Source organism: Halalkalibacter flavus (assembly GCF_036663575.1).
Taxonomy (GTDB): Bacteria; Bacillota; Bacilli; order Bacillales; family Bacillaceae_D; genus Halalkalibacter; species Halalkalibacter flavus.
This window is the reverse complement of the sequence record NZ_JAWRVK010000018.1, coordinates 74,246-98,599: the sequence shown is the minus strand read 5'-3', so window position 1 is coordinate 98,599 and position 24,354 is coordinate 74,246. Positions and strand designations below refer to the sequence as shown.

At 38.0% G+C, this 24,354-nt stretch carries 26 protein-coding genes, 1 pseudogene and 1 riboswitch; of the genes and pseudogenes, 19 read left to right on the top strand and 8 right to left on the bottom strand.

The window, feature by feature from the left end:
• Nucleotides 1-120: 120 nt before the first annotated feature.
• Entirely contained in the window at nucleotides 121-369 is a 249-nt protein-coding gene (gene yidD / locus SAY88_RS13570; protein ID WP_332632350.1) for a membrane protein insertion efficiency factor YidD, read from the bottom strand.
• Between the two features lie 178 nt (nucleotides 370-547).
• On the opposite strand from yidD, the gene comGC reads away from it, so the two are divergent.
• The 9 genes from comGC (at nucleotide 548) to SAY88_RS13525 (ending at nucleotide 4,477) form a co-directional block, all read left to right on the top strand.
• Nucleotides 548-820: a competence type IV pilus major pilin ComGC gene (comGC, locus tag SAY88_RS13565; RefSeq protein ID WP_431308873.1), complete on the top strand. Its 273-nt coding sequence runs from the start codon at nucleotides 548-550 to the stop codon at nucleotides 818-820.
• Between the two features lies 1 nt (nucleotide 821).
• A complete protein-coding gene (gene comGD, locus SAY88_RS13560) occupies nucleotides 822-1,265 on the top strand; it encodes a competence type IV pilus minor pilin ComGD (RefSeq protein WP_332632348.1) in 444 nt (147 codons plus the stop codon).
• A gap of 46 nt (nucleotides 1,266-1,311) precedes the next feature.
• Nucleotides 1,312-1,569: a hypothetical protein gene (locus SAY88_RS13555; RefSeq protein WP_332632347.1), complete on the top strand. Its 258-nt coding sequence runs from the start codon at nucleotides 1,312-1,314 to the stop codon at nucleotides 1,567-1,569.
• The gene (locus tag SAY88_RS13550; RefSeq protein ID WP_332632346.1) at nucleotides 1,541-1,984 is read left to right on the top strand and encodes a competence type IV pilus minor pilin ComGF; all 444 of its coding nucleotides are present in this window, start codon (nucleotides 1,541-1,543) and stop codon (nucleotides 1,982-1,984) included. The genes SAY88_RS13555 and SAY88_RS13550 overlap by 29 nt, the downstream gene beginning before the upstream one ends.
• Nucleotides 1,985-1,995: 11 nt before the next feature.
• Nucleotides 1,996-2,373, top strand: a complete 378-nt coding sequence (gene comGG, locus SAY88_RS13545; protein ID WP_332632345.1) for a competence type IV pilus minor pilin ComGG — start codon at nucleotides 1,996-1,998, stop codon at nucleotides 2,371-2,373.
• Nucleotide 2,374: 1 nt separating this feature from the next.
• Entirely contained in the window at nucleotides 2,375-2,875 is a 501-nt protein-coding gene (locus tag SAY88_RS13540; RefSeq protein WP_332632344.1) for a shikimate kinase, read from the top strand.
• Nucleotides 2,876-2,918: 43 nt separating this feature from the next.
• Complete coding sequence (locus tag SAY88_RS13535) at nucleotides 2,919-3,119, top strand: YqzE family protein (protein ID WP_332632343.1); 201 nt, start codon at nucleotides 2,919-2,921, stop codon at nucleotides 3,117-3,119.
• A gap of 265 nt (nucleotides 3,120-3,384) precedes the next feature.
• On the top strand, nucleotides 3,385-4,092 hold the full coding sequence (locus SAY88_RS13530) for a helix-turn-helix transcriptional regulator (RefSeq protein ID WP_332632342.1): 708 nt from the start codon (nucleotides 3,385-3,387) through the stop codon (nucleotides 4,090-4,092).
• 139 nt (nucleotides 4,093-4,231) lie between these two features.
• On the top strand, nucleotides 4,232-4,477 hold the full coding sequence (locus tag SAY88_RS13525) for a DUF2626 domain-containing protein (RefSeq protein WP_332632341.1): 246 nt from the start codon (nucleotides 4,232-4,234) through the stop codon (nucleotides 4,475-4,477).
• Between the two features lie 278 nt (nucleotides 4,478-4,755).
• Here SAY88_RS13525 and SAY88_RS13520 read toward each other — a convergent pair whose 3' ends face one another.
• Entirely contained in the window at nucleotides 4,756-5,391 is a 636-nt protein-coding gene (locus tag SAY88_RS13520) for an MBL fold metallo-hydrolase (RefSeq protein WP_332632340.1), read from the bottom strand.
• Between the two features lie 222 nt (nucleotides 5,392-5,613).
• Between SAY88_RS13520 and SAY88_RS13515 the strand changes: the two genes are divergently transcribed.
• A complete protein-coding gene (locus tag SAY88_RS13515; protein ID WP_250098712.1) occupies nucleotides 5,614-5,802 on the top strand; it encodes a DUF2759 domain-containing protein in 189 nt (62 codons plus the stop codon).
• 242 nt (nucleotides 5,803-6,044) lie between these two features.
• On the opposite strand, the pseudogene SAY88_RS13510 reads toward SAY88_RS13515, so the two are convergent.
• The 3 genes and pseudogenes from SAY88_RS13510 to SAY88_RS13500 all read right to left on the bottom strand — a co-directional run bounded on the left by SAY88_RS13510 (nucleotide 6,045) and on the right by SAY88_RS13500 (nucleotide 10,010).
• A pseudogene (locus SAY88_RS13510) lies at nucleotides 6,045-7,446 on the bottom strand (IS4 family transposase).
• Nucleotides 7,447-7,552: 106 nt separating this feature from the next.
• Nucleotides 7,553-8,347 (bottom strand): YqhG family protein, encoded by a 795-nt coding sequence (locus SAY88_RS13505; protein WP_332632339.1) that lies wholly within the window; start codon nucleotides 8,345-8,347, stop codon nucleotides 7,553-7,555.
• Nucleotides 8,325-10,010 carry a DEAD/DEAH box helicase gene (locus SAY88_RS13500; protein WP_332632338.1) on the bottom strand — a complete coding sequence of 562 codons (1,686 nt, stop codon included), beginning with the start codon at nucleotides 10,008-10,010 and terminating at the stop codon, nucleotides 8,325-8,327. Before SAY88_RS13500 ends, SAY88_RS13505 begins: the two co-directional genes overlap by 23 nt.
• A gap of 231 nt (nucleotides 10,011-10,241) precedes the next feature.
• Nucleotides 10,242-10,348, top strand: a riboswitch (glycine riboswitch).
• A gap of 155 nt (nucleotides 10,349-10,503) precedes the next feature.
• On the opposite strand from SAY88_RS13500, the gene gcvT reads away from it, so the two are divergent.
• Genes gcvT through gcvPB form a run of 3 tightly spaced genes read left to right on the top strand, consistent with a single transcriptional unit; the run spans nucleotide 10,504 to nucleotide 14,416 of the window.
• Nucleotides 10,504-11,598: a glycine cleavage system aminomethyltransferase GcvT gene (gene gcvT / locus SAY88_RS13495; RefSeq protein WP_332632337.1), complete on the top strand. Its 1,095-nt coding sequence runs from the start codon at nucleotides 10,504-10,506 to the stop codon at nucleotides 11,596-11,598.
• A 14-nt stretch (nucleotides 11,599-11,612) separates the two neighbouring features.
• The gene (gene gcvPA / locus SAY88_RS13490) at nucleotides 11,613-12,956 is read left to right on the top strand and encodes an aminomethyl-transferring glycine dehydrogenase subunit GcvPA (protein ID WP_332632336.1); all 1,344 of its coding nucleotides are present in this window, start codon (nucleotides 11,613-11,615) and stop codon (nucleotides 12,954-12,956) included.
• On the top strand, nucleotides 12,953-14,416 hold the full coding sequence (gcvPB, locus tag SAY88_RS13485) for an aminomethyl-transferring glycine dehydrogenase subunit GcvPB (RefSeq protein WP_332632335.1): 1,464 nt from the start codon (nucleotides 12,953-12,955) through the stop codon (nucleotides 14,414-14,416). Before gcvPA ends, gcvPB begins: the two co-directional genes overlap by 4 nt.
• 291 nt (nucleotides 14,417-14,707) lie before the next feature.
• Here gcvPB and SAY88_RS13480 read toward each other — a convergent pair whose 3' ends face one another.
• The gene (locus SAY88_RS13480) at nucleotides 14,708-15,082 is read right to left on the bottom strand and encodes a rhodanese-like domain-containing protein (RefSeq protein ID WP_332632334.1); all 375 of its coding nucleotides are present in this window, start codon (nucleotides 15,080-15,082) and stop codon (nucleotides 14,708-14,710) included.
• 147 nt (nucleotides 15,083-15,229) lie between these two features.
• On the opposite strand from SAY88_RS13480, the gene SAY88_RS13475 reads away from it, so the two are divergent.
• A complete protein-coding gene (locus SAY88_RS13475) occupies nucleotides 15,230-16,063 on the top strand; it encodes a lipoate--protein ligase family protein (protein WP_332632333.1) in 834 nt (277 codons plus the stop codon).
• Between the two features lie 48 nt (nucleotides 16,064-16,111).
• On the opposite strand, the gene dat is transcribed toward SAY88_RS13475, so the two are convergent.
• Nucleotides 16,112-16,951: a D-amino-acid transaminase gene (gene dat, locus SAY88_RS13470; RefSeq protein ID WP_332632332.1), complete on the bottom strand. Its 840-nt coding sequence runs from the start codon at nucleotides 16,949-16,951 to the stop codon at nucleotides 16,112-16,114.
• Nucleotides 16,952-17,410: 459 nt separating this feature from the next.
• Between dat and SAY88_RS13465 the strand changes: the two genes are divergently transcribed.
• From SAY88_RS13465 to SAY88_RS13450, 4 genes are all read left to right on the top strand, one after another.
• Entirely contained in the window at nucleotides 17,411-19,966 is a 2,556-nt protein-coding gene (locus SAY88_RS13465) for a vitamin B12-dependent ribonucleotide reductase (protein WP_332632331.1), read from the top strand.
• Between the two features lie 148 nt (nucleotides 19,967-20,114).
• Nucleotides 20,115-21,140 carry a spore photoproduct lyase gene (gene splB / locus SAY88_RS13460; protein ID WP_332632330.1) on the top strand — a complete coding sequence of 342 codons (1,026 nt, stop codon included), beginning with the start codon at nucleotides 20,115-20,117 and terminating at the stop codon, nucleotides 21,138-21,140.
• 153 nt (nucleotides 21,141-21,293) lie between these two features.
• Nucleotides 21,294-21,719, top strand: a complete 426-nt coding sequence (gene mntR / locus SAY88_RS13455) for a transcriptional regulator MntR (RefSeq protein ID WP_332632329.1) — start codon at nucleotides 21,294-21,296, stop codon at nucleotides 21,717-21,719.
• 94 nt (nucleotides 21,720-21,813) lie between these two features.
• Nucleotides 21,814-22,710: a patatin-like phospholipase family protein gene (locus tag SAY88_RS13450; RefSeq protein ID WP_332632328.1), complete on the top strand. Its 897-nt coding sequence runs from the start codon at nucleotides 21,814-21,816 to the stop codon at nucleotides 22,708-22,710.
• A gap of 219 nt (nucleotides 22,711-22,929) precedes the next feature.
• Here SAY88_RS13450 and SAY88_RS13445 read toward each other — a convergent pair whose 3' ends face one another.
• Nucleotides 22,930-23,337 carry an SA1362 family protein gene (locus SAY88_RS13445; RefSeq protein WP_332632327.1) on the bottom strand — a complete coding sequence of 136 codons (408 nt, stop codon included), beginning with the start codon at nucleotides 23,335-23,337 and terminating at the stop codon, nucleotides 22,930-22,932.
• 478 nt (nucleotides 23,338-23,815) lie between these two features.
• Between SAY88_RS13445 and SAY88_RS13440 the strand changes: the two genes are divergently transcribed.
• Entirely contained in the window at nucleotides 23,816-24,301 is a 486-nt protein-coding gene (locus tag SAY88_RS13440) for a YqhR family membrane protein (protein WP_332632326.1), read from the top strand.
• Nucleotides 24,302-24,354 lie beyond the last annotated feature (53 nt).

Here is a 24,354-nt window from a genome sequence, read left to right as displayed (position 1 = left end):
GGCGGAATTGGCAGACGCGCTAGACTTAGGATCTAGTGTCTTATGACGTGGGGGTTCGACTCCCTTCACCCGCATAAAAAAACCATACATAGTGTATGGTTTTTTTTTTTTGGCGAAAGATCATCTTAAATCTTTCTTCGACTGATCGGCTGTCTTCTTTCCCGGTACAAGATCAATTCCACCTGGATGAAAAGGATGACACTTAAGAATCCTTTTTAACGTTAACCATCCACCTCTAATTGCACCAAATCTTTTGATAGCTTCCATTCCATAATGAGAGCATGTTGGATAAAACCGACAAGTAGGAGGTTTTATGGGAGATATAACGAGCTGATAAAAGCGGATGATGGATAAGAGGATTGTTTTCATTTGAGACACCTTTCAAAAAAAATTTAAAATTAAGGAGGAAATTGTCAGCCTTTGTCTAATTATAACAAATATTAATTTTGAAAGGAGGATAAAATAAACTCTACGTAATATCCCCGCTTTAAAAATTCCTCAGAGGTGATGAAAATTGAATAATGAAAAAGGCTTTACCCTCATTGAAATGTTGATTGTCCTAATGATTATTTCGATTCTCCTCCTTATCGCTGTCCCAAACATGTCCAATAATAATGAAGTTGCAGCTTCAAAAGGGTGCGAGGCTACTGTGAAAATGGTTCAAGCTCAAGTGTATGCGTATGAGATTGAGAAAGGTGAATTACCTAATAATTTAGATGATCTTTCTCCTGATTACGTTGATAAGCTGAAATGCCCAGACGATACTGAATTAGACTACGACAAAGAAGACAATGGAAAAGTAACTAGTAAATCTTCTTAATATGAGCTCAAGCAAAGGATATACCCTCATCGAATTGCTTATCACTTTAACCATTCTATCTTTCATTCTTCTAATACCAATAATTAAACTTTCCAATCCATCGTCAAATGATCACGAAGCGGATTTAATTGCTAAACAAATTAAAGAACAAATTCTTCTCGCACAGCATGTGGCAATAGCAAATGGAAGAAGAGTTTTTATCCGTATGAACAATGACACGAAAGAATTTTCTATTCGCTATAACAGCTTTGATGATTATTTAGTTATTCCGTATCAACACTCGGATATGTTATTTGAATCACAAACCCTCTCTCTTAGTTCCGTTTATTTTCATACCAATGGTCATCCTGGTACATCAGGTACCTTTCAGTTAAGAATTGGCCAGAATAGATATCGCTATACGATTTATTTAGGGAAAGGAATGGTTTCCTATACAAAAATGTAGTGGCTTTACGTTAATAGAAGTGCTATTTGCTTTTAGTTTTTTCGTGTTGTTTAGCGCTTCTATTTTTCCATTGTTAATAAGTGTATATGCTGAGCGAACGGCAATTAATGAAGAGATTCGTGCTTTGCTATTATTAGAAGAGGCAGTGAACCATTATAAAGCTGATCTGCCTGTCAGTGATAGGAAAGTTGATGGGGTTTTGATTGGGAAAGAGGAGGTAGACGAAGATTTGTTGCGGTTTTGTGCAAGGTGGATTGGAAGAAATGGGAGGGACTATGAACGGTGTTTCTTTGCTTCGAAATGAAAAAGGGTTTTCGATGATTGAGCTCCTGATTGCGCTCGTTATTTTTTTAATCATTGTTTCGATGTTTCCTAAAATTATGTTAGTAAGGACAAGTGGTTACTATACGAATACAATATCACCTCAACAAGTTATGACTTTTTTTAATCAATTAGCTCATGAGATTCGAATAGCTTCAAAAGGAGAAGTAATAGAAGGAACTTTGCGATTAACAAGGTTCAATGGTGACCTGATTGACATCGAGCTATTAGAATCAAAACAGTTACGAAGTAGGAAAAATAAAGAGGGTCATAATCTTCTTATTGAACAAGTCAAGGCTTTTTCATGCAGTGTCTCTGAACGTATCGTTACGTGTGATATTGAGATGCTAGATGGCTATCGTAGTAGTAAGACGATGCTGTTGCTGTATGCCAAATAAGGAGGACTCTTATGAATCAAGAGAAGGGATTTGTTTATCCAGTTACTTTGATTATGTGTATGCTAATTTTGCAAGTCCTTATTTACCAAGTATCTTTATATATGACTGAGAAGCAAGCAGTTTACGAACAAGAACGTCTCATGCAAATTGAAACTCTTCTACAATTAGGCATAAGTGATTTTCTGAACGGAGAGTACGACCCAGTTCCCGATAAAAAGATACTCTTTTCATATCCAAACGGTACAGTTACACTAAGTATAGAAACTTATCTTCATGGAATTAGTAACATCTCTGTAAAGGCTGATTTGGAAACCGGCCACGAGCGAATTGCTGGTTTTCAATATAATTGGAGCAATAAGGTATTGGATAATTATTGGGAGGTTTCATAACGTGTCGCATCATTATTACATTACAGGATTTATGGGGTCAGGAAAAACAACGATTGGACAAGCATTAGCTGAAAAAATAGGCTATCGTGTCATTGATACTGATCAATGGATTGAAAGCAAAGAGCATATGTCCATATCAGAAATTTTCGAAAAAAAAGGAGAAGCTTATTTCAGAGAACTTGAAACGCAAGCATTAAAAGAGATACGAGGAGAACGGACGATAATTACGACTGGTGGAGGTATCGTAAAAAAGGATAGAAATAGGGAAATAATGTCCTCTCAAGGTAAAGTTATTTATTTGCAAGCAGACCTTGATGAGTTATTAAGGCGTTTAGAAGGAGATGAGACAAGGCCTTTATTACAACAACAAGAGAAAGATAAAGTCCAAAAACTATATGAATCAAGGCTCGATCTTTATGAACAGGCTGATATTATCGTGAATACTGTTGGGAAAGCGGTTTTAGATATTGTTCGTGAATTAGAATTGATTTTAAAATCCTAATGTTTGGGCATACTTATGCTAGATGCATTAGGAGTTGAGAAAAATGTCATTAAATGATTATGTGAAATTTTTGACCCAACAAGCAGTAATTAGAATGGATCAACCAAAAGAAGAGAGACGCACAAAAAAACTCGAGCGCAGAGCTGACCGTCCGCCTTTTTCTAATCAGGCATTTGGTATAATCCCACTTGGCATTTCGTTGTTTTTAAGAAAAAAACCAAAGAAAAACATTCGTAGAAAGTAAAGAGGGGCTGTTCCAAAAGGCCGAAAGAGAGGTGGCAATGGCTCCGTTCGCTACGCGCCGTGAGTGTGTACCCCACTCCTCTCAAGGCTTTTAAAAGATGTAGCGACTTCGCTCATTGCTTCGGGAGGGTGTCTCAAAAGGTCAAAAACAGACCTTTTGAGACACCCCCTTTTGTTTGTCATTTTATTGGCTAATCAATGATTTTCTTTTCTTTATTTTGGTACCATACTATAATGGGGGAAGTAAGGTAAGTTTGGGAGTGAACATGATGGAACAAAACACATTAAAAATAACAAATGTATTGTCAGATCCAACACGGTTCTCGATTTATCAATATATTGTAAAGCAACGTGAACATGTAACCGTACAGCAAATTGCTGATCAGTTTAATATACATCCAAATGTTGCTCGTCTGCACTTGACGAAATTAGAAGACGTACAAATGATTATTTCAGAGACACAAAAGACAGGAAAGGGCGGACGACCTAGCCGCTATTACAAGCTGTCTGATGAAGTTATTCAACTACAGTTCCCTTATAGAGACTATCAAAGGTTAGCAAAAATGGCGTTAGAATCATTGGTGGAGCTTGGAGATATTGGTTTCGAAGCGCTTAAAAAAATGGGGTATAAGTATGGACGCGAGAGTGCAGACTTGTATGTGAAGCAATTTCACTTTGATGTAGCGAATGCAACAATGGAACAGAAAGTTAGAATGATTGAGCAAATAGCGATTAACCAAGGGTTGAATCCGGAAATTTCTTATTCAACTGAAAAGGATGAAATTGAGTTTAGTATTTATAACTGTACATTTAAAGAATTGATGAGTGAGCATTCAATTTCTCTTTGTTCTATGCATCATGAGTTATTTAAAGGCATTTTCTCTTACTTTCTTGGGGAACATATTCTTAAGGACAATATGAAGTTAACGGATCCTACGGCGAAAGCTTGCTCTTATTCTGTCATTAAATTATAGGTGACACAGTTTTGCCATTCATCAAAGCATTTACAGTCTGGAAGTAGTCGTATATAATAAGGTCTGTACTTAATCATTTGCTATCCTAAACAAATACTGTCGTGTGTGGCAAATTTGTTCATGAAGGAGGGAAACCCAAATGGATCGTATGTATCGTGTTTTAGCATTTTGGACAGGAATCTTTTCCGTTCTGTTCTTTGTTGGTCATATGTATAATGTAGCATTGTTGTTCTTTGCGCAAACAGGCGCATTATTGGCTCTAAGCTACCTAAACCTATCAGAACGTGTGTACATGTACATTTTTGGTGCCTATTTAACGATTTTCTTCGTAGGGTTCACGTATTACGCAACGTTCTTGTTAGTACCAAGCTTTGGAGGGCATTAATATTTCATTGTACATATGTACAGAAGAGAAACCGTTTCCTTATTTAGAGGACGGTTTCTTTCTTGTTGAAAGTTAATACTATTGACACAGTGTTAAAGTATTTATACAATAATACTAGATTGGTGATCTTTGATAGGGAGTCCCCCTCCCCTCAAGGTTCTTACATCAATACGATTTACTCCCCATAGGGCTTCCACTAATTGTGGAGGTCCTTTTCTACATATAAAAAGGTATCCTAAAAGATAATAATCATACCTTTTTGGATACCCCTTTATTACTTAAAATCCAGACAAAAATGGATTGCCATCCATTTCATTTCCTATTGTAGTAGTAGGTCCGTGACCGCAAGCAACTACGGTTTCCTCTGGTAACTCAAGAAGCTTCTTATGTATGCTTGTTAACAATAATTGATGATCTCCACCCGGCAAGTCTGTTCTCCCTATACTTTGGGCAAATAATGCATCACCTGAGAAAACAACCGCTTCGTCCTTAAGGTAGAAAGAAACACTTCCGGGTGAATGCCCAGGAGTTTCATACACGTTAAAGGAGAACGAACCAATCGTAATAGTATCTTCCTTCTCAATAATATAATCTGCGGGCTTCACTGTAATTGCGTGATTCCCCATAAAGCGTGATGAGCCGTTTTTATTAGGGTCTGCTAGCCAATCTTGTTCATTCTTATGTAGGTAGACGGGACAATTGAATTCATTTCGAACGTCATCGACAGCACCAATGTGGTCAAAGTGAGCATGTGTTAATAAGATGGCAATTGGTTTTAAGTTTTGTGATGTTAGCCATTGAATAAAAGCTTGTCCGTCTCCACCAGGATCAATGATAACCGCTTCGTTAGCATCGTTTTGTAATACATACGCATTTGTTTGTAATGGGCCAAGTGGTAGTTGTGTCCATTTCATAGAAATCCCTCCAAGTTATTTAAGTTATTCCTATCATACATTACGAGAAGCGACTCGACAAATATAAAAAAAAAGAGTAAAATAAATGAAAAATGCCCAATATAAATATTGAGGAAACTGTACTAGCTTCGTCAAATTTTAGGCTGACAACGTTCTCAAATGGCATTATAATAGGACTAGTTAAGCTGGGTTCTTAGTTTTACATAAGGAGGGGAAGACAGTATGATCTTTTCTATCATCATGTTAGTTACGGCGCTTTTATGTGCAGTTGCGATTGTTCGTGAACTTCGCAGAAAGAACTTCTTTGCAGTAGGCTTTGCCGGAATTTCATTTGTTGTTTTTGGTTGGTTTGCAGTGGCAACGATTATTTCAATCATTACAACAGGTGGTGGAGCACCTACGGCTCACTAAGAATAATCCACGAAAAAAGGCAGCTACCTTTGGAGTAGATGCCTTTTTTCTTGGGATGTCTCAAAAGGTCAAAAACAGTCCTTTTGAGACATCCCCCATAGCCATCAAGCTAATAAATTTTATTGAGTATATAAATCATATAGCTATTGAAGAAAGAAAATAGCTATATGAATTTTTTTGGCTTTTGAAAAAAAGGCATGCCAAAATATCCTTATTAAAAGGATTTTTTGAAAATAGGAATGTTACCTGTTACAATGATAATTGACACCAAGTATGTCAAAAACGGTCTTTTTCTCATGGCGATGAGACTTTCGTCCGTTTTTCTGTAGGAGGAGGAATAGGCGAAAAAGCAGTTTTGTCATATCTTCGGTGTCTTTTTCTATGGCCTGACTTAGGTTTGAGTAATAGGATAATACGATATAAAACGCTTTATATTCACTAAGTTCCTTCTCTTTCTTTTGTAAGAGGAGTTTTCTCATTTTATATACGGTTGAAGTACAAATTAGTAAGGAAATGAATTGTGCATAGATATGACATTCTAAGCGTTCCAACTTCATTGGCTTGCAGAAATCTACATGCAAAAAGGATTTCCACGTCTTAAATAACAGTTCAATTTGCCAACGGAGCGAGTATAAAGGGTGAATTTCTTCTTTTGATACCGATTCAATTGGTAAATTAGTGATATAGGCATTTAACCCTGTTAACCGTTTACTTCGTTCAGAATACTTGATTCCGCGAATTCTCTCGCTTTCTTTTAGCTTATCAAGGCGTTGTTTTTCTTGGGAGCGCGACAATCTATGGATTAGAACGCGTACAGGGAACTTTTCTTTTCTCCCAATATAAGCCCCTTCTACTTCATGTGTTTCTCCAGGGTGTAGTTGAGCCATCAGTTCTTCTAATGAAACCGGGATATATTCGGTTTTTTTGATGATTGTCCCATTCTTAAAGTAGGATGGTGATGGATTTTTAAAATAGACTTGTGTATTAGACTTTAAACGAGAAACATAATAAGCCCCTTTTTCCTGCATGGTTTGAAAACCTCCCGCTTAAAATAACCTAAATCCCGTAGACAAAGTCCCCTGTCTCAACCGTTTCAGCACACAATGTGCCTGAGGGTAAATCATGATTTTTTTCCTGGCTCTTTTTGGGTGTGAAGAAATTGACCACTTATTAGATCAAATTCAAGTTGTAATTTGATCGAGGTGCAGCCAGTTCCAGGATAGAAATCATGGAAGGAGTTTGGCAATTGAAAAGCAGTTGAGTCCAGTGAACGGATTCTATTAAATAGATGGTTATATTTAGTGAATGGGAGCGCCGTGTGAGTAAATCTTTGGGTAAGTAAATGAGTGAATAAGGTCTTTAAAAACGTCACTGTCTGGGCATTGAAGCGTTGATTTAATGCTTCGGCACTCATATCGTAACACCTGATGAAGCCTCTAATGCACTACATAATTCAACGAGTGAAGCTGTCGCCATTTTTTTACGTAACCAAACACAAAGTTTGATACACTCTTTAGCACCGAATTTACTTTGTCGTTGGACAAACTGAGTTTCTCTGGCTAATTGTTGTAGGGCTTGCGGCGATAAATGTCTCATTAGTTCTGTAACAAATAATTCAAGTTCTTTCTCTACCAGATCTGTCATAAAAACGCTATCCTTTCATCATAGGCTGTTGAAAGAATAGCGTTTTTTAAATTTTTACACAACTATTTTGCTTAGCTTGATGGCTATGAGACATCCCCTTTTTCTGTTAAAAAACCTGTTGTTCTAAATAAAACATTCCTCCATTAATAATAGACACATGAATTTTAGGTTCATATTGTTCTTGTAAGGCTTGTTTCTCAACTTCATAGCTTTCGGGTTTCTCATCATAATCTTCATAAAACTGCTCAAGAAGTGACAAGTCCGTTTCCCATCTATTTACAGCTTCTTCTGCCCATGTTTTGTCTTCATTTTCCGCATAGGTCTGAACCATTTTCTGCAATCGAATCAATCCACTATGAACCGTGATAAGAGGGGTTAATTTAAAGCAGAAATCTGGAATGTTGGGAGATAGTTCTTTTTCTTGCAGCTTATTGTAAAATTGTTGAACAATTTGGCCATGAATGAGATTTAATCCTAAAGATAACAATACATCTTTTTTGCGGTCACATTGAAATGAAACTTTCATATTCAAACACAGCCATGGTTGCAGAGGAATGGACTTTCTCCCTGATGCCTGTATGTCCTCGTAAAGGCGAATGAAGCCCCCTAATTCACGTGTCGATCCAAATAATTGCCGAAGTCTTGGTGATCCAAAGTGAATCTGTTCTCCACGTAAATCATCGGGGACATTCGTCTGATCCGTAATAAACGTTACCTGCATCGGATTAGGTTCGCCACCTGTTTTTTCAAGATAATGCCAATAAAATGGTCTGTTCATTAATAATTTATCTAACTCAATCGATAATTGAACCTTTAAATAACTTGACGTATTTTCAATGATTGGGCTATCATTCGCCTGAAAGTAACGCTCTAAAAAATCATGAACTTGAGGCTGTTGCATCGATCTGATCCTCCTTACTAGAATTCGCAGCTTCTTCTGCTGCATCATTCATAATGGCAGCAAGATGATCAAACTTAATTCGCATTTCTCCTTCAGAATCTGATTGTAATAATATATCTTGTACGTGTTCTTCAACTGAAGGGAGATCAATTTTCGTTAATATATCATCGAGCTCACCGATGACTGCTTCAAATAGGTGAATCTTTTCATATAGCAATTTAAGAATGTGCTGCTCGACGGTGTCATTTACAGCAAAGTTGTAAATTCTCACATCTTCTTGTTGACCAAGGCGATGAATACGCCCAATTCGTTGTTCAATACGCATTGGATTCCATGGCAAATCATAGTTAATGATATGACTGCAAAATTGCAAGTTGATTCCTTCGCCACCTGCTTCAGTTGCAATTAATACTTGGGCATGATTTTGGAAGAGCTGACGCATCCAATCTTTTTTTCCTCTTTTAAATCCTCCTCTAAATGGTACGGAGGAGATGCCATTTTGTTTTAAAAACCATTGTAAATACAACTGTGTTGCACGATATTCAGTGAAAATAATAACTTTATCATTGATTTTCTTGATGATCTCGAGTGCTTTCTCGGCTTTTGCATGGCCTTCTACCTCACCAATTTTGTTCAATAAGCGTTCTGCACCAGGAAGTTTTCGTCCTTCGGCATGGGCTCGTTCAACCATGTTTTTTAGTGTCATAAAAGCAGCCTCTCTGCTGCTGCACAATTCCCTTTTTAAAGTCAGCAAGCCAAAATGACTTGAATCACCATTTAATTTTTCAATCTCTTCATAAAAGGCGCGTTCTGATTCACTAAAATCAATCGGTACCGTTTCAACGATACGTTTCGTCCATTCAATGCCAGTTTCCTCACGGCGATTGCGCACCATGACTTTGTTGACTAACTCTCTTAGTTTTTCTTCATTTTTAGGTGATCTCTTATTCGAACGATATTCTTTTTCAAAAGAAGAGATATCTCCAAGATGCCCAGGTTTAAGCAATGAAACCAAATTAAAGATTTCCTCTAGCTTGTTTTGGACTGGTGTTGCGGTTAATAACAAACAGAATTTCTTCTTCAGCTTTTTAATGAACTCATAATTTTTCGTTTTTGGATTTTTAAGTTTATGAGCTTCATCAATAATGACTAAATCATATGGCTGTTCTAAGACGATATCATGATGTGGTTGCCTTTTGGCTGTATCAATGGAAGCTACGACAACATCACATTGCTCCCATACATATGATTTTCGTTGAGCAACAGCCGGAATATGAAACTTTGTATTTAATTCAATCGCCCATTGGGAAACAAGAGAAGCTGGAACGAGAATTAATACTTTTTTTACTAACCCACGGATCATATACTCTTTTAAGATGAGTCCAGCCTCGATTGTTTTTCCAAGCCCTACTTCATCAGCAAGTATTGCTTTGCCATTCATTTGCTCAATAACTGTATTTGCCACTTCAATTTGGTGTGGAAATGGCTTTAACTGAGGAAGGTGCTTAGGTGCTTGTAAACCATGAAACTCTGGTATGATTTGGTGTTGTTCTGCTTCATACGCTAGTTTAAAAAGTTCCCAATTAGACCAAGGTCCATCTTGACCTAATCTTTCCTTGAAGGTGTCGTTCCAATTCTGATCAAAATGTATATCAATCTTCATTTTCATCACCCTTTCAATCAAACTGCTATATCCGAATGAAATTATAAAAAAACTATAAAATAATCTGATTTAGTAAATAAACAGTTGCGAAAACCTATTCAACTTGGTAGGATATTAATATAAATCCGAATTACAAACTATTGCCTAAATTTTAAAAGGTTTTATACATGTAGTATGTACCACTCATAAGAATTTCATGAGTAAGAGTGAAAACAATTAAATGACTTGCGGATGAGAATAAGGGGAGAGCTTGCGAATTATGCAACGCCGAAGGAGCAAGTATTAGATAATGTGTTATCAATGCGAATCTCTCAGGCAAAAAAGACTCTTATTTGACGCAGCTCTGGAGAGTGCTTATGATAAGCCACCTACGAAGACACTATATTCTTTTAGAATATAGGAAACTTTCTGGTTACAGGACAGAGTTATACACAAAATAGTGTATAACTCTGTCCTTTTTGCATTTTATGAATTAACTTGAGGAGGTTTGATCATGGCTGATTTAAAGAGAACACCACTATTTCATCTTTATAAAGAAGGTGGAGCAAAAACGATTGATTTTGGGGGATGGGATCTTCCCGTTCAGTTTTTAAGCATTAAAGAAGAGCATGAAGCAGTCCGTACAAAGGCAGGGCTATTTGATGTTTCACATATGGGTGAAGTAGAAGTTAAAGGCCCACGGGCACTTGATTATTTACAAAAATTAATGACCAATGATGTATCTAAACTTGTAGATGGGCAGGCGCAATATACAGCCATGTGTTACGAAGATGGCGGGACAGTTGATGACTTGCTTATTTATAGAAAGGCAGAAGACGATTATTTACTCGTAATTAATGCCTCAAACATTGAAAAAGACGTTGAGTGGATGCAGCAACATATCATTGAGGGTGTAACAGCAATAAATGTTTCTAGTGACATTGCACAATTAGCGATTCAAGGACCTCTAGCAGAACAAATTTTGCAAAAAAGAACGTCTTTTGATTTATCTTCCATTCGGTTCTTCCGGTTTGCTGACCAAGTAAACGTAGATGGTGTCAATGCACTCGTTTCGAGAACTGGTTACACAGGCGAAGATGGATTTGAGCTTTACTGTGCTGCAGATCAAGCTGCTAAGCTATGGAAAAGCTTGCTTGAAGCAGGTAAAGAGGAAGGCCTTGTTCCTTGTGGATTAGGAGCACGTGATACATTACGCTTTGAAGCAAGGCTGCCTCTTTACGGGCAAGAATTAACAAAAGAAATTTCCCCACTTGAGGCTGGAATTGGTTTTGCCGTAAAAGTAAATAAAGAAGCAGACTTTATTGGGAAAGAAGCGTTGAAGAAACAGAAAGAAGAAGGGCTGAAAAGAAAGCTTGTCGGCCTTGAAATGATTGACAAAGGTATCCCTCGTACAGGGTATGAAGTGTTTGTTGGTGATAAATTAGTAGGCTTTGTCACGACAGGAACTCAGTCTCCTACATTAAAGAAAAATGTCGGCCTTGCCGTTCTAGATATAGATGTTACTGCACTTGGAACAAAAGTAGAAGTTCAAGTTCGTAAAAAGCGTCTTAAAGCACAAGTCGTATCAACGCCATTTTATAAGAAGTAAGAGGAGGAACATACATGAATCACCGTTATTTACCGATGACAGATGCAGATCAAAAAGAAATGCTTGAAACAATCGGTGTACAGTCAATTGAGGAATTGTTTTCTGATATTCCAAGTGAAATTCGCTTTAAAGGAGAAATGAATGTCAAAGAAGCTTTAAAAGAGCCAGAGCTCATCTCATATTTTCGAGAATTAGCAGCGAAAAATGTGTCACTTAAACAAACCCCTTCTTTCCTAGGGGCGGGCGTATATGAACATTACATCCCATCAATTGTTGATCACGTCATTTCTCGTTCTGAATTTTATACGGCTTACACACCATACCAACCAGAAATTTCACAAGGAGAGCTTCAAGCGATCTTTGAGTTTCAAACGATGATTTGTGAGCTTACAGGAATGGATTTAGCGAACTCGTCTATGTATGACGGCCAAACGGCTTTAGCAGAAGCTGCGATGCTAAGTGCCGGACAGACAAAAAAGAAGACGATTCTAGTTTCTAAAGCTGTTCATCCGGAAGCTCGTGCCGTCCTGCAGACTAATGCAACGGGGCAGCGTTTAAACGTGATAGAAATCGATACGGTTAATGGTGTGACAGATTTGAAACAGTTACAAGAAGTATACGGGGATGACACAGCTTGTGTTGTTGTTCAACATCCGAACTTTTATGGCAACCTTGAGCCTTTAGCTAAGTTAGAAGAGATTACGCATAGCAAGAAAGCAATGTTTGTAGTGTCTAGCAACCCACTTGCTTTAGGATTGCTAAAACCGCCTGGTGAATTTGGAGCAGATATCGTCGTTGGTGACGCGCAGCCATTTGGAATTGCAACACAATTTGGCGGTCCGCATTGTGGCTATTTTGCAACCACGAAGAAATTAATGCGTAAAGTCCCTGGTCGTCTAGTTGGGCAAACAACGGATGAACATGGTCAACGTGGATTTGTTTTGACGTTGCAAGCACGTGAGCAGCATATTAGACGTGAGAAAGCTACTTCTAATATTTGTTCGAACCAAGCGCTAAATGCACTAGCAGCGTCCGTTGCAATGAGTGCGATTGGCAAAAAAGGCGTAAAGGAAATGGCGTATCAAAATGTACAAAAAGCTGCTTATATGAAAAAGCAGTTGAAGGCTCATGGAGTAGAAATGGTTTCAGAACAACCTACATTTAATGAGTTTGTCATTAATGTGAAGAGACCAGTTTCAGAAGTTAATGAGCTTTTACTTTCCAAAGGATTTATTGGAGGGTATGACCTCGGACGTGATGATAACTCGCTACAGGGCCAAATGTTAGTAGCTGTGACCGAAGTACGAACAAAAGAAGAAATTGATACTTTTGCCAAGGAATTGGGGGCATTACTATGATAACAAAAGATCAGCCATTAATTTTTGAACGCAGCAAGCCAGGGAGAGTTGGACATAGCTTACCAACATTAGATATTTGTGAACAATCAATTAATGAGTTAATTCCAAGTGAGTTTTTACGTGAATCAGAACCTGAATTGCCAGAAGTTTCAGAGCTTGAGATCATGCGTCATTACACAGCATTATCAAAACGTAATCATGGTGTAGATTCAGGGTTTTATCCACTTGGTTCTTGTACGATGAAATACAATCCAAAAATTAACGAGGATGTCGCACGTTTTGAAGGATTAGCTCATATTCACCCATATCAACCAGTAGAACAAGTCCAAGGTGCAATGGAATTACTATATGAGCTTCAAACATCATTAGCTGAAATTACAGGGATGGATGAAGTAACACTTCAACCAGCAGCAGGTGCTCATGGTGAGTGGACTGGGCTCATGATGATCCGCGCTTTCCATGAAACAAACGGAGACTTCCAACGTACAAAAGTTATTGTGCCTGACTCTGCACATGGAACGAATCCTGCATCGGCAACAGTCGCTGGTTTTGCGTCAGTTACGGTACGAACGGATGACAATGGCTTAGTTGATTTAGACCATTTACGTGAAGTTGTTGGTGAGGATACAGCAGCACTCATGCTAACAAATCCAAATACGCTTGGTTTGTTTGAATCATACATCGTAGAGATGGCTCAAATTATTCATGAAGCTGGTGGGAAACTTTATTACGATGGAGCTAACTCCAATGCCATCTTAGGAATTGCAAGACCTGGAGATATGGGGTTTGATGTGGTTCACTTGAACTTGCATAAAACATTTACAGGTCCTCACGGTGGTGGTGGTCCAGGATCAGGTCCAGTAGGAGTAAAGAAGGATTTAATTCCTTATTTGCCAAAACCAGTCATTGTTAAGCGTGAAGATGGTTTGTTTGATTTTGATTATAATCGTCCGGAATCGATTGGCCGTGTGAAACCATATTACGGTAACTATGGTATTAACGTTCGTGCATACACGTATATCCGTACGATGGGTCCTGATGGCTTACGTAAAGTTTCTGAATATGCCGTTTTAAATGCAAACTATATGATGCGCAGACTAGAGCCTTATTTTGACCTCCCTTACACGCAACATTGTAAGCATGAATTTGTTATTTCAGGTCGTCGTCAAAAGAAACTAGGTGTACGTACATTAGACATTGCCAAACGCCTTTTAGATTTTGGGTACCATCCGCCAACGATCTACTTCCCATTAAATGTTGAGGAATGTATGATGATTGAGCCAACGGAAACCGAATCAAAAGAGACGTTAGATGAATTCATTAATGCGATGATTCAAATTGCGCGTGAAGCAGAAGAAAATCCAGAGATCGTCCAAGAGGCACCGCATACAACTGTTATTTCAAGGTTAGATGAAACAACAGCAGCAAGAAAGCCAATTTTAAAATATGAAAAAGCATAAGTGTAATAAAGCGCTCCACACGAAAAGGGGTTGTCTCAAAAGCCGATAACAGAGGCAGCAATGGCTCCGTTCGCTACGCGCCTTGAGAGGAGAAACCCACTCCTCTCAAGGCTTAAAAAAATGTAGCGACTCCGCTCATTGCTTCGGGGCTGTCCCAAAAGGTCAAAATCATACCTTTTGGGACAGCCCATTTTAATGAGAAAACAAGTTTAGCTTAGCAGGGCGTATTTTCGAGAAAAATCAGGAATAAAAAAGGAGATGCACCAAATCATGGTAGCATCTCTTAAAAGCTTACTTTTTCTTAATTTTTCCTGACCACTTTTTAAATCCACCTTTAAGGTGCGAAATATCTTCGACGCCGCGCTTCTTCTTAATTAGTTGAGCAGCTTGTCTACTACGAGCACCTGACTGACAGTATAGATAAACGGGTTGATCATTACGTACTTCATTCATACGTTGACGAAGTTGGGACATAGGGATGTTTCTAGCTCCAAGGATGTGACCACCGTCATATTCACGTGGTTCTCGAACATCGATCAACTGTGCTTTACGATAGCCTTTAATGAAGTCTTCTTGTGTTAATGTTTTTAAATATTTTGGATTGTAAAAGCGCTTGAAAACGAGATACGCTACAAATCCAAGTAGGATAAGCCATAAGAATTCCATAGGTTGTTGTCTACACTCCTTTGCGTACTGCATCAATATTTATTATAATAGCCGCTAAGCAAATACGCAATAACTCAAATAACTTGGCTAGAAACAACTCGTTTGATAGAATGACATAGATAACATATTGGAAAGAAGCGATGTGAAATGAAGGAAACATGGCGTTACATAGATTCTGGAGACTGTTCTCCTGCTTATAATATGGCCTTGGATGAGGCATTGTTAGATTGGCATAGTAAAGGCATAATTCCGCCAACGATTCGTTTTTATGGTTGGAATCCTCCTACTCTATCAATTGGATATTTCCAAAAGGTGGAGAAAGAAATCAATATGGATAAAGTTAGAGAGTATGGCTTAGGATTTGTTCGTAGACCAACAGGTGGACGTGGAGTCTTACATGATAAGGAATTAACGTATAGTGTGATCGTATCAGAGGAACATCCAGAGATGCCAAAGACGGTAACGGAAGCTTATCGTGTCATTTCTGAAGGGATTTTAGAAGGTTTCAAAGATGTGGGACTTGATGCATATTTTTCGATTCCAAGAACGGAGGAGGAGAAAAATGCCCTTAAAAATCCTCGGTCTGCGGTCTGTTTTGATGCACCGTCTTGGTATGAACTTGTTGTTGAGGGCAGAAAAGTCGCAGGAAGTGCACAAACAAGGCAAAAAGGTGTAATCTTACAGCATGGTTCGATCATTTTAGATATCGATGAGGATAAACTTTTTGACTTGTTTAACTATTCGAGTGAACGGTTACGTGAACGCATGCAAAAGAATTTCAAAAACAAAGCCGTCGCTATTAATGCATTAAGAAGTAAACCATTAACGATGGAAGAAGCAAAAATGGCGTTTAAGAGAGGCTTTGAAAAGGGTTTAAACATTGAATTAGAGTCATACACGTTAACAAAAGAGGAAGAGGAAGTCGTACTGCAAATTGCAAGAGATCGTTACGAGCGAGATGATTGGAATTTTAAAAAATAAGTCAAAAGGACCTGTCTTTAATGAGACAAGTCCTTTTATTGTTGCAAACTATGCTTTTGGCAATAGCTCTTTGAATTTAGTTTGAAGGTCTTGCGTTACTGGGCCAATAGGAAAGGTTGTTGTTAGTTGTCCATATACCGCTTTAATAGGAGTGATTTCTACTGAAGAGCTAGAAATGAATGCTTCATCTGCATGCTCTAATACTTCGACAGGGAATGCTTCTTCTACAACCGAATAATTGTGTTTTTGAGCTAATTCAATGATTAATTGTCTTGTTATCCCATTTAAAATTAGGTTGGTTGCCGGATGTGTGTATAACACTTTATCTTTAATAAGAAAAAGATTAGAAGATGAGCCTTCAGTAATCGTTCCGTTCCGATGAAGAATCGCTTCTTGACAGTTATGATCGGCAGCTTCACGTTTAACCATTACATTGCCTAATAAATTAATCGTTTTAATGTCACAGCGTAGCCAACGAATGTCATCTGTTAGCCAAACATCAATGCCGTTTTTCTGTATGTCTTCGGTGTTATGAGCAGGCTGAGTGAATGCTGTGAACACTGGTGTCGATTCTCTTGAATACAAGTGGTTACGTGGTTCAATTCCACGCGTTACTTGAAAATATACAAGTCCAGTTTGCAATGAGTTTTTTTCGATTAACGTAGTGATGTATTCTTTAATTTGTTCTTTTGAGTATGGTAGCTTGATGTCTAATTTACTAGAGCTTTGAACAAGCCGATTTAAATGGAGATCCATAGCAAATGGTTGACCTTCATATACTTTTACGACTTCATATATGCCATCGCCAAAATAATATCCACGATCGTCAAAATGTATCATTGCATCATTTTTAGGGAGAAGTTTGTCATTTTGTATTATGTATTCCATTTTTTGATTCCTCCAACTATTATAATCTCAATATATTGATTGAAAATTAACTACATGTATGCATCAAGAATAACATAATTAAGCCAATCATCTATTAAAAATTTTGTCAAACATTTTGTATTTGGCGTATAACAGTGATGAAATAAGCCATAGAAAAAGTCTTTGCTATGGCAAGAGACAAATTTGTTCAAAATGTCGAAAAAAAGCGGATAACATTCTCGTAAACTCGCAAATCCTTCTTTTTTTTACCCATTTCAAAGTTGACAAAATGAATTAAAAAGGATTCCAGCACAATATATGGTGTATTGAAAATAAATTTGAGCACAATATATTGAATCTAGTGCCGATCTTGTGGTAAGCTTACCCAAGAATATCGTACATGGACAAACACCAGAATTAAAGATCAACTAGATATACTAGTAAAATATAGATTTCCATGTGAAAGAGGAGGAGACGCGAATGGCAATGACGATGTCAAATGTTATGCGCCTGAATACGGAAAGATTAAATGAGGATATTGAGCAATTTTCGCAAGTACACCCAATCACAAGCGATATGCATATTACTCAAAAAGGCGTATCAAGACTCGTAATGTTAGACCGTTACACGTTTAAAGATACAGAGAAGAAAACACTTAGAGAAGGGGATTTCGTCGTTTTAACCGTAAAAGACGACCCTAAGTTTCCTGCACGTGGATATGGATTTGTGATGGAGCTTGACCAAGTGAAAAATCATGCAAAGGTACTCGTTGATGAAGAGTTCCGAGGAGTGCTTGAAGGGGACGAGGCAGAAACAGGAATCGTAACTCGTTCACTAGATACAATTGAGAAGCCTCTTGAAATTTATTATGAGCAAATTGCAAAGCGAAATGCGACAGGACTTGCATCAGTTGAAACTACAGTGGAAAAACGTCAAGAAGCGTTCGAACAATTTTATGAACAGCTTGTTTCCATGAACTTCATTCCAGCAGGTCGTGTTTTGTATGGTGCTGGCGCGGAAACGGATGTTACGTACTTCAATTGTTATGTTATGCCATACGTTCAAGATTCACGTGAAGGGATTTCTGAACATCGTAAGCAAGTGATGGAAATTATGAGTCGTGGTGGAGGTGTGGGTACGAACGGTTCGACACTACGCCCGCGCAATACACTAGCTCGTGGAGTAAATGGTAAGTCATCTGGATCGGTTTCATGGCTAGATGATATTGCAAAACTAACGCATCTTGTCGAACAGGGTGGGTCAAGACGTGGTGCTCAAATGATCATGCTTTCTGATTGGCATCCTGATATTTTAGAATTCATCATTTCTAAAATGCAAAACCCGCGTATTTTGCGTTTCTTGTTGGAAAATACAGAAGATGAGCATATTCAAAAGCTCGTAAAAGGCAAGCTTTCTTTCACACCATTAACTGTGGTTGAAGAGTCAATGTATCAAGGAATCGTTAATTATAAGACGATTGCTGGGCAGGGTGGTTTCGATCCGAAAGTGATTGAGAACGCAGAGGAAAAGTTACACGTAGGCGGAACATACTCAGTCAATAATGCTGAATTTTTAACAGGTGCTAATATTTCGGTATGTTTAACGAAAGAATTTATGGAAGCTGTTGAAAATGATGAAGAATATGCCCTTCGTTTTCCCGATGTAGAAAATTACAATGAAGCTGAAATGGCTGCTTATAACGAAAAGTGGCATGAAGTTGGCGACGTTCGTGAATGGGAAGAATTAGGTTACGGTGTTAGAACATACCGTATTATTAAAGCGAAGGAGCTTTGGAATCTTATAAATATTTGCGCAACGTATAGTGCAGAACCAGGAATCTTCTTTATCGATAATGCGAATGATAAAACAAATGCAAAGGCATATGGGCAAAAAGTAGTTGCGACGAATCCATGTGGAGAGCAACCTTTAGCTCCATATTCTGTATGTAACTTAGCAGCGATTAACTTAGCTGAAATGGCAAATAAAGAAACAAAAGAAGTGGACTTTGAAAAGTTAAAGAAAACGGTCGAAGTCGGTGTTCGCATGCAAGACAATGTTATTGATGCAACTCCATACTTCTTAGAACAAAACACTAAACAAGCCAAAGGTGAGCGTCGTGTTGGTTTAGGAGTGATGGGGCTTCATGATCTACTCATCTATTGTGAATCAGTATACGGCTCTGAAGAAGGGAACGATCTTGTTGATCGAGTGTTTGAGACGATTGCGACTACAGCTTATCGTACAAGCATTGAACTTGCTAAAGAAAAAGGAAGCTTCCCGTTCTTAGTAGGTACTACAGATGAAGAAACAATGGAGCTTCGTACTGCATTTATTAATACAGGTTATATGACATCCATGCCAGAAGATATTCGTGAAGGGATTTTAGAGCATGGGATCCGTAATTCGCATTTGCTTACAGTTGCGCCTACAGGTAGTACAGGAACAATGGTGGGAGTATCAACAGGGCTTGAACCTTACTTCTCATTCTCTTACTTCCGTAGTGGCCGTCTCGGGAAATTTATCGAAGTGAAAGCAGGCATTGTGGAAGAGTATTTACAAGCAAATCCAGGTGCAGATGAAAATCAACTACCTGAATGGTTTATTTCTACAATGGAATTATCACCAGAAGCTCATGCTGATGTTCAGTGTATCATTCAACGCTGGGTTGATAGTTCATTATCAAAAACGGTTAATGCTCCTCGTGGATATACAGTGGAACAAGTACAAGCTGTTTATGAGCGCTTGTACCGTGGTGGTGCTAAAGGCGGAACGGTTTATGTTGATGGAAGCCGTGATGCGCAAGTTCTATCTTTAAAAGCAGAAGAAAATCGTTTTGATGATGAAACAGAGACACAATCAGAATCAAATAAAAAAGTTGTATTAATTGACACAATCTCGGAAGTGAGATCAACAAATGTAACAATCGGATCTGAGGTTGGCAATACGTGTCCAGTTTGTCGTGAAGGACAAGTTGAGGACCTTGGTGGTTGTAACACGTGTACAAGTTGCGGTGCGCAGTTAAAGTGTGGACTTTAAAATAAATAATGCTAGGGGCTATTCCAAAAGGTCAAAACCAGACCATTTGGAATAGCCCCTTTTTCTAGTAACTGGAAGGCTGAATCCTCTTAATATGCACACTCTATAGAAGCGTATTAAAAAAGTAATAAACAGAGGTGCATATTACATGAAGGCGTTTGAACCACAACTTGTTTATATAGAACCAGGGGCGCTAGAGTATCCACTAGGTCGTGAGTTGAAAGAAAAGTTTGAGAAAAAAGGTGTAGAGATAAGAGAGACAACATCTCATAATCAGGTACGAAATATTCCAGGCAAAAATGAACTACAGCAATATAGAAATGCAAAATCAACCCTTGTTATCGGTGTAAGGAAGACTTTAAAATTTGACACATCAAAGCCTTCAGCCGAATATGCGCTGCCGCTTGCAACAGGGTGCATGGGACATTGCCATTACTGCTACTTACAAACGACTCTTGGAAACAAACCATATATTCGTACGTATGTGAATTTAGAGGAGATATTTGATGCTGCTGATCAATATATAAAGGAAAGGGAACCAGATATTACTCGGTTTGAAGCGGCGTGTACATCTGATGTAGTAGGGATTGATCATTTAACTCATTCTCTAAAGAAGACGATTGAGCATATAGGACAGACCGATTTAGGGCGATTACGATTTGTAACGAAGTATCATCATGTCGGTCATTTACTTGATGCGAAACACAATGGAAATACAAGGTTTCGATTTAGTGTAAACTCAGATCATGTAATTAAACAGTTTGAGTCAGGGACTTCATCGTTTTTAGAGCGCATTGAAGCCGCTGGAAAAGTAGCCAAAGCGGATTATCCTTTAGGCTTTATTGTAGCCCCATTGATTTTGCATGAAAATTGGAAAGGAGGCTACTATGAGTTATTTGAACGATTAGAAGCCATCTTACCACTTTATGCGAAAAAGGATTTAACGTTTGAATTGATTCAACATCGTTTCACAAAAACAGCAAAGAATATTATTCAAAAACGATATCCGAAATCGAAACTCGAAATGAATGAGGAAGAAAGGAAATACAAGTGGGGGAGATACGGTCGTGGAAAGTACGTCTACAAAGATGAACAAGCTGGAGACTTAAAAGAAACGATACAATCATATATTGATAAATTCTTTCCAGAAGCAAAAATGGAATACTTCACATAAACTTTGTTAACTCATTGTCCTCGTCCTACATTCTGTTGTAAAATAAGAGTGTTGCACATTTTTTATATCAATAGAATAGGTTTATAATACAGGGCTGTATTGTACACCGTATCTGTCAAACGTTTATGTTTGACAAAAAATGGAGGGGACCTTATGCCAACACCTAGTATGGAAGATTATTTAGAACGAATATATATGTTAATTGAGGAGAAAGGGTATGCGCGAGTCTCCGATATTGCAGAGGCATTAGAAGTCCATCCGTCTTCGGTGACAAAGATGGTTCAAAAGTTAGACAAAAGTGAATACTTAATATATGAACGATACCGAGGGTTAGTACTAACGTCAAAAGGGAAGAAAATCGGAAAGCGTTTAGTGTACCGTCATGAGTTATTAGAAGATTTTATGCGACTAATTGGTGTCAATGATTCACATGTGTATCAAGATGTAGAAGGGATTGAACATCATTTAAGTTGGGATGCCATTGATCGTATTGGTGATCTTGTTCAATACTTCCAAGAAAAAGAGACAAGAGTAAACGAATTAAGAGATGTCCAGAAAAGAAATGAGGAAGAAGAATAAGAGAAAACATTCGCAATTATTGCGGGTGTTTTTTATTTTTTTAGGTAGTCCTTCCCGCCTTTATACATAGAGTTGAAGGAGGAGGCGATTTCTAATGAAAGTTGATGGCGTATTTGCTGGTGGAGGAGTAAAAGCCTTCGCATTTATTGGTGCCCTCCAAGTTATGGAGGAGAAAGGGTATGAATTTGACCGAGTTGCTGGGACGAGTGCGGGATCAATCATAGCAGCACTTATTAAAGTAGGCTACAGCAGTGAAGAGATTTTTCAACTGCTTGATGAATTAGATATTGAATCTTTTAAGGATGATCGGATGTCCTTCCTTCCATTTACATTAACAAAATGGTTACACTTGTATTATCGCCTTGGTTTGTATAAAGGCAATGCTTTAGAAGATTGGCTGCGCACCGTGTTAGAAGCAAAAGGAGTAAAGACGTTTGGTGATTTACCTCAAGGGTCATTAAGAATTATTGCATCCGATTTAACGAAAGGAAAGTTGCTCGTGTTACCGGATGATTTAAATAAGTATGGTGTCATTCCAGAAAAATTCCCGGTATCTAGAGCTATTCGAATGAGTTGTAGCATCCCCTATTTTTTTGAACCAGTAAAGATTTATGATCGAGGGAGTGGAGGGAAAGCATCCTATATTGTGGATGGGGGGTTGCTCAGTAACTTTCCAATGTGGCTGTTTATGGATGGAAACCCTAAAAGGTGGAGGCGACCAGTTATTGGCTTTCAATTAAAGCCTGAATTAAGTGAGATACCACCTAAAAAAATCAATAATGCAGTAGCAATGTACCGAGCTTTATTCGAGACTATGGCATCAGCACACGACATAAAATATATTGATGAAGAACATGCCCGGAACATTGTTTTTATCCCAGTCCTAAACATTAAAGCAACAGACTTTGAATTATCAGAAGAACAGAAAGAGAAACTCATCGTCTTAGGAAGAGAAGAAACAAACCACTTCCTAAAAAAATGGTGTTACTAAGATTTAAATCAAAAAGGGGTGCCCTTCCCCTTTTTGATTTAAATCGAAGCAATGAGCGAAGCCGCCGTACAGGTTTTAAGCCTTTTTGAGTGAACTTCTCAAAAAGGCGCACGGCGAGCGGAGCCATTGCAAGCATGTTCGCACTATTTATGGAAAAAGGGGTGCCCTTCCCCTTTTTGATTTAAATCGAAGCAATGTAATAGAAAAAGAAACGAGCGTTTAAAAAAACGCTCGTTTCTTTTTCTTGTTTTTCTTACCTTCTATTACAGTTAAATTATGACCTTCTCTACGGTTTTTAGGGCGAGAAGTTTTTTTCTTTTCAGTCATCATGTTCGTAGTTCTCGGTTTGAAAGCAGCTGTTGGAGCGGGAGACGACGAACGTTGTGTGCTCGTTCGTTTTGCTTTACGAAGCTGCGCTCGACTTGGGCCTGTTTGTGATGGGAAAAGAGGTGTGCCGTATTTACGAGACATATACCATCGATAGCCTAGAAAAATAACAGCTACAAACCCTACAATCATCAAGATCCTTGTTAGGAAGCCAAGAGGATTAAAGATTAGCTCGTAACCGAGTCCTATAAAAGCGAAGAAAAGAACAACGGGTATGATATACTTCATGATCGAACGCATTTGTCTACACCTCCAATAGAATTGACGATCAAAGGCTACACAATTTCTGCTTGGAATCACGCCGGTGTTTTTAGGACATCGGACATGATCTAACAGTGAAAGGTAAGTTTTGCTCGTATAGTTTTTTATTTATACTTACGCCTAAAAGGGCGGATGAAAGGAGTGAAATAAAATAAAATAAAAGAGCACCAAGGCTCAACCATTTCTTTAGTAAACAAAGCTACAGTGATTATGGAAACTCGTTCAAGGAGCTTGCCCTACTGGAAGAATGAATAAAAAGTGGGTAGGTTGTTACAATATTATTCTACATTTGATAGATAAAATCCTCTATAATAACAACTTCGTAAGCAATAGTTCAAAAAAATACTTTTCCCTATATTATACCCAAAATAAGTAGTCTTCATTCTAGTTGGACAATAGAAATTTTATGACTTTTCAACTTTATTATCGGACATACTATTGGGTGGAGGTGGTCAGAGTGGAAAAACAGTATGTCGAAAGAAACAAAAAGGAAGAACAAATGTCGTATCCAACAAAAGTTGTATTAATTGGACTATTTGGGGGGCTTATTTGGTCTCTTATTGGTTATTTGGCTTTCTATTTTAATTTTATTAGAGTTGGTCCGGCTCTTGCGTTAATGCCATTTGTCGTTGGAGATTGGAAAGATACGTATATTGGTCAATTAGTTGGGGTAGCGATGATAGCGGTGCTGTCAATTGGAGTAGCTTTTTTATATAGATTAACCTTACAAAAATTTAATAAATTGTGGATTAGTATTGGGTTTGGACTTGCTCTTTGGGTGTTGGTTTTTATCTTATTGAATCCGATTTTCCCTGGACTTAAATCGGTGAATAACCTCGATATGAATACGATTATAACTTCCATTTGTTTGTATGCTTTGTACGGTGCTTTTATTGGATACTCCATATCCTATGAATATGCAGAACAGCACCGAAATGATTAGGCTTTCTCCTCTTATGTGCTTTGTTTACCTTCTGTTTATGCTACAATAGTTTT

What these genes read in the sequence shown, in the direction of transcription:
- SAY88_RS13550 (WP_332632346.1), top strand. Translation starts at nt 1,541, where the DNA reads ATGAACGGTGTTTCTTTGCTTCGAAATGAAAAAGGGTTTTCGATGATT.
- SAY88_RS13505 (WP_332632339.1), bottom strand. Translation starts at nt 8,347, where the DNA reads ATGCAACAGCCTCAAGTTCATGATTTTTTAGAGCGTTACTTTCAGGCG.
- splB (WP_332632330.1), top strand. Translation starts at nt 20,115, where the DNA reads ATGAAGGCGTTTGAACCACAACTTGTTTATATAGAACCAGGGGCGCTA.
- comGD (WP_332632348.1), top strand. Translation starts at nt 822, where the DNA reads ATGAGCTCAAGCAAAGGATATACCCTCATCGAATTGCTTATCACTTTA.
- gcvPB (WP_332632335.1), top strand. Translation starts at nt 12,953, where the DNA reads ATGATAACAAAAGATCAGCCATTAATTTTTGAACGCAGCAAGCCAGGG.
- SAY88_RS13535 (WP_332632343.1), top strand. Translation starts at nt 2,919, where the DNA reads ATGTCATTAAATGATTATGTGAAATTTTTGACCCAACAAGCAGTAATT.
- SAY88_RS13530 (WP_332632342.1), top strand. Translation starts at nt 3,385, where the DNA reads ATGATGGAACAAAACACATTAAAAATAACAAATGTATTGTCAGATCCA.
- yidD (WP_332632350.1), bottom strand. Translation starts at nt 369, where the DNA reads ATGAAAACAATCCTCTTATCCATCATCCGCTTTTATCAGCTCGTTATA.
- SAY88_RS13525 (WP_332632341.1), top strand. Translation starts at nt 4,232, where the DNA reads ATGGATCGTATGTATCGTGTTTTAGCATTTTGGACAGGAATCTTTTCC.
- SAY88_RS13445 (WP_332632327.1), bottom strand. Translation starts at nt 23,337, where the DNA reads ATGCGTTCGATCATGAAGTATATCATACCCGTTGTTCTTTTCTTCGCT.
- dat (WP_332632332.1), bottom strand. Translation starts at nt 16,951, where the DNA reads ATGGAATACATAATACAAAATGACAAACTTCTCCCTAAAAATGATGCA.
- SAY88_RS13515 (WP_250098712.1), top strand. Translation starts at nt 5,614, where the DNA reads ATGATCTTTTCTATCATCATGTTAGTTACGGCGCTTTTATGTGCAGTT.
- comGG (WP_332632345.1), top strand. Translation starts at nt 1,996, where the DNA reads ATGAATCAAGAGAAGGGATTTGTTTATCCAGTTACTTTGATTATGTGT.
- SAY88_RS13450 (WP_332632328.1), top strand. Translation starts at nt 21,814, where the DNA reads ATGAAAGTTGATGGCGTATTTGCTGGTGGAGGAGTAAAAGCCTTCGCA.
- SAY88_RS13500 (WP_332632338.1), bottom strand. Translation starts at nt 10,010, where the DNA reads ATGAAGATTGATATACATTTTGATCAGAATTGGAACGACACCTTCAAG.
- SAY88_RS13480 (WP_332632334.1), bottom strand. Translation starts at nt 15,082, where the DNA reads ATGGAATTCTTATGGCTTATCCTACTTGGATTTGTAGCGTATCTCGTT.
- SAY88_RS13465 (WP_332632331.1), top strand. Translation starts at nt 17,411, where the DNA reads ATGGCAATGACGATGTCAAATGTTATGCGCCTGAATACGGAAAGATTA.
- SAY88_RS13475 (WP_332632333.1), top strand. Translation starts at nt 15,230, where the DNA reads ATGAAGGAAACATGGCGTTACATAGATTCTGGAGACTGTTCTCCTGCT.
- gcvT (WP_332632337.1), top strand. Translation starts at nt 10,504, where the DNA reads ATGGCTGATTTAAAGAGAACACCACTATTTCATCTTTATAAAGAAGGT.
- gcvPA (WP_332632336.1), top strand. Translation starts at nt 11,613, where the DNA reads ATGAATCACCGTTATTTACCGATGACAGATGCAGATCAAAAAGAAATG.
- SAY88_RS13520 (WP_332632340.1), bottom strand. Translation starts at nt 5,391, where the DNA reads ATGAAATGGACACAACTACCACTTGGCCCATTACAAACAAATGCGTAT.
- mntR (WP_332632329.1), top strand. Translation starts at nt 21,294, where the DNA reads ATGCCAACACCTAGTATGGAAGATTATTTAGAACGAATATATATGTTA.
- comGC (WP_431308873.1), top strand. Translation starts at nt 548, where the DNA reads ATGTTGATTGTCCTAATGATTATTTCGATTCTCCTCCTTATCGCTGTC.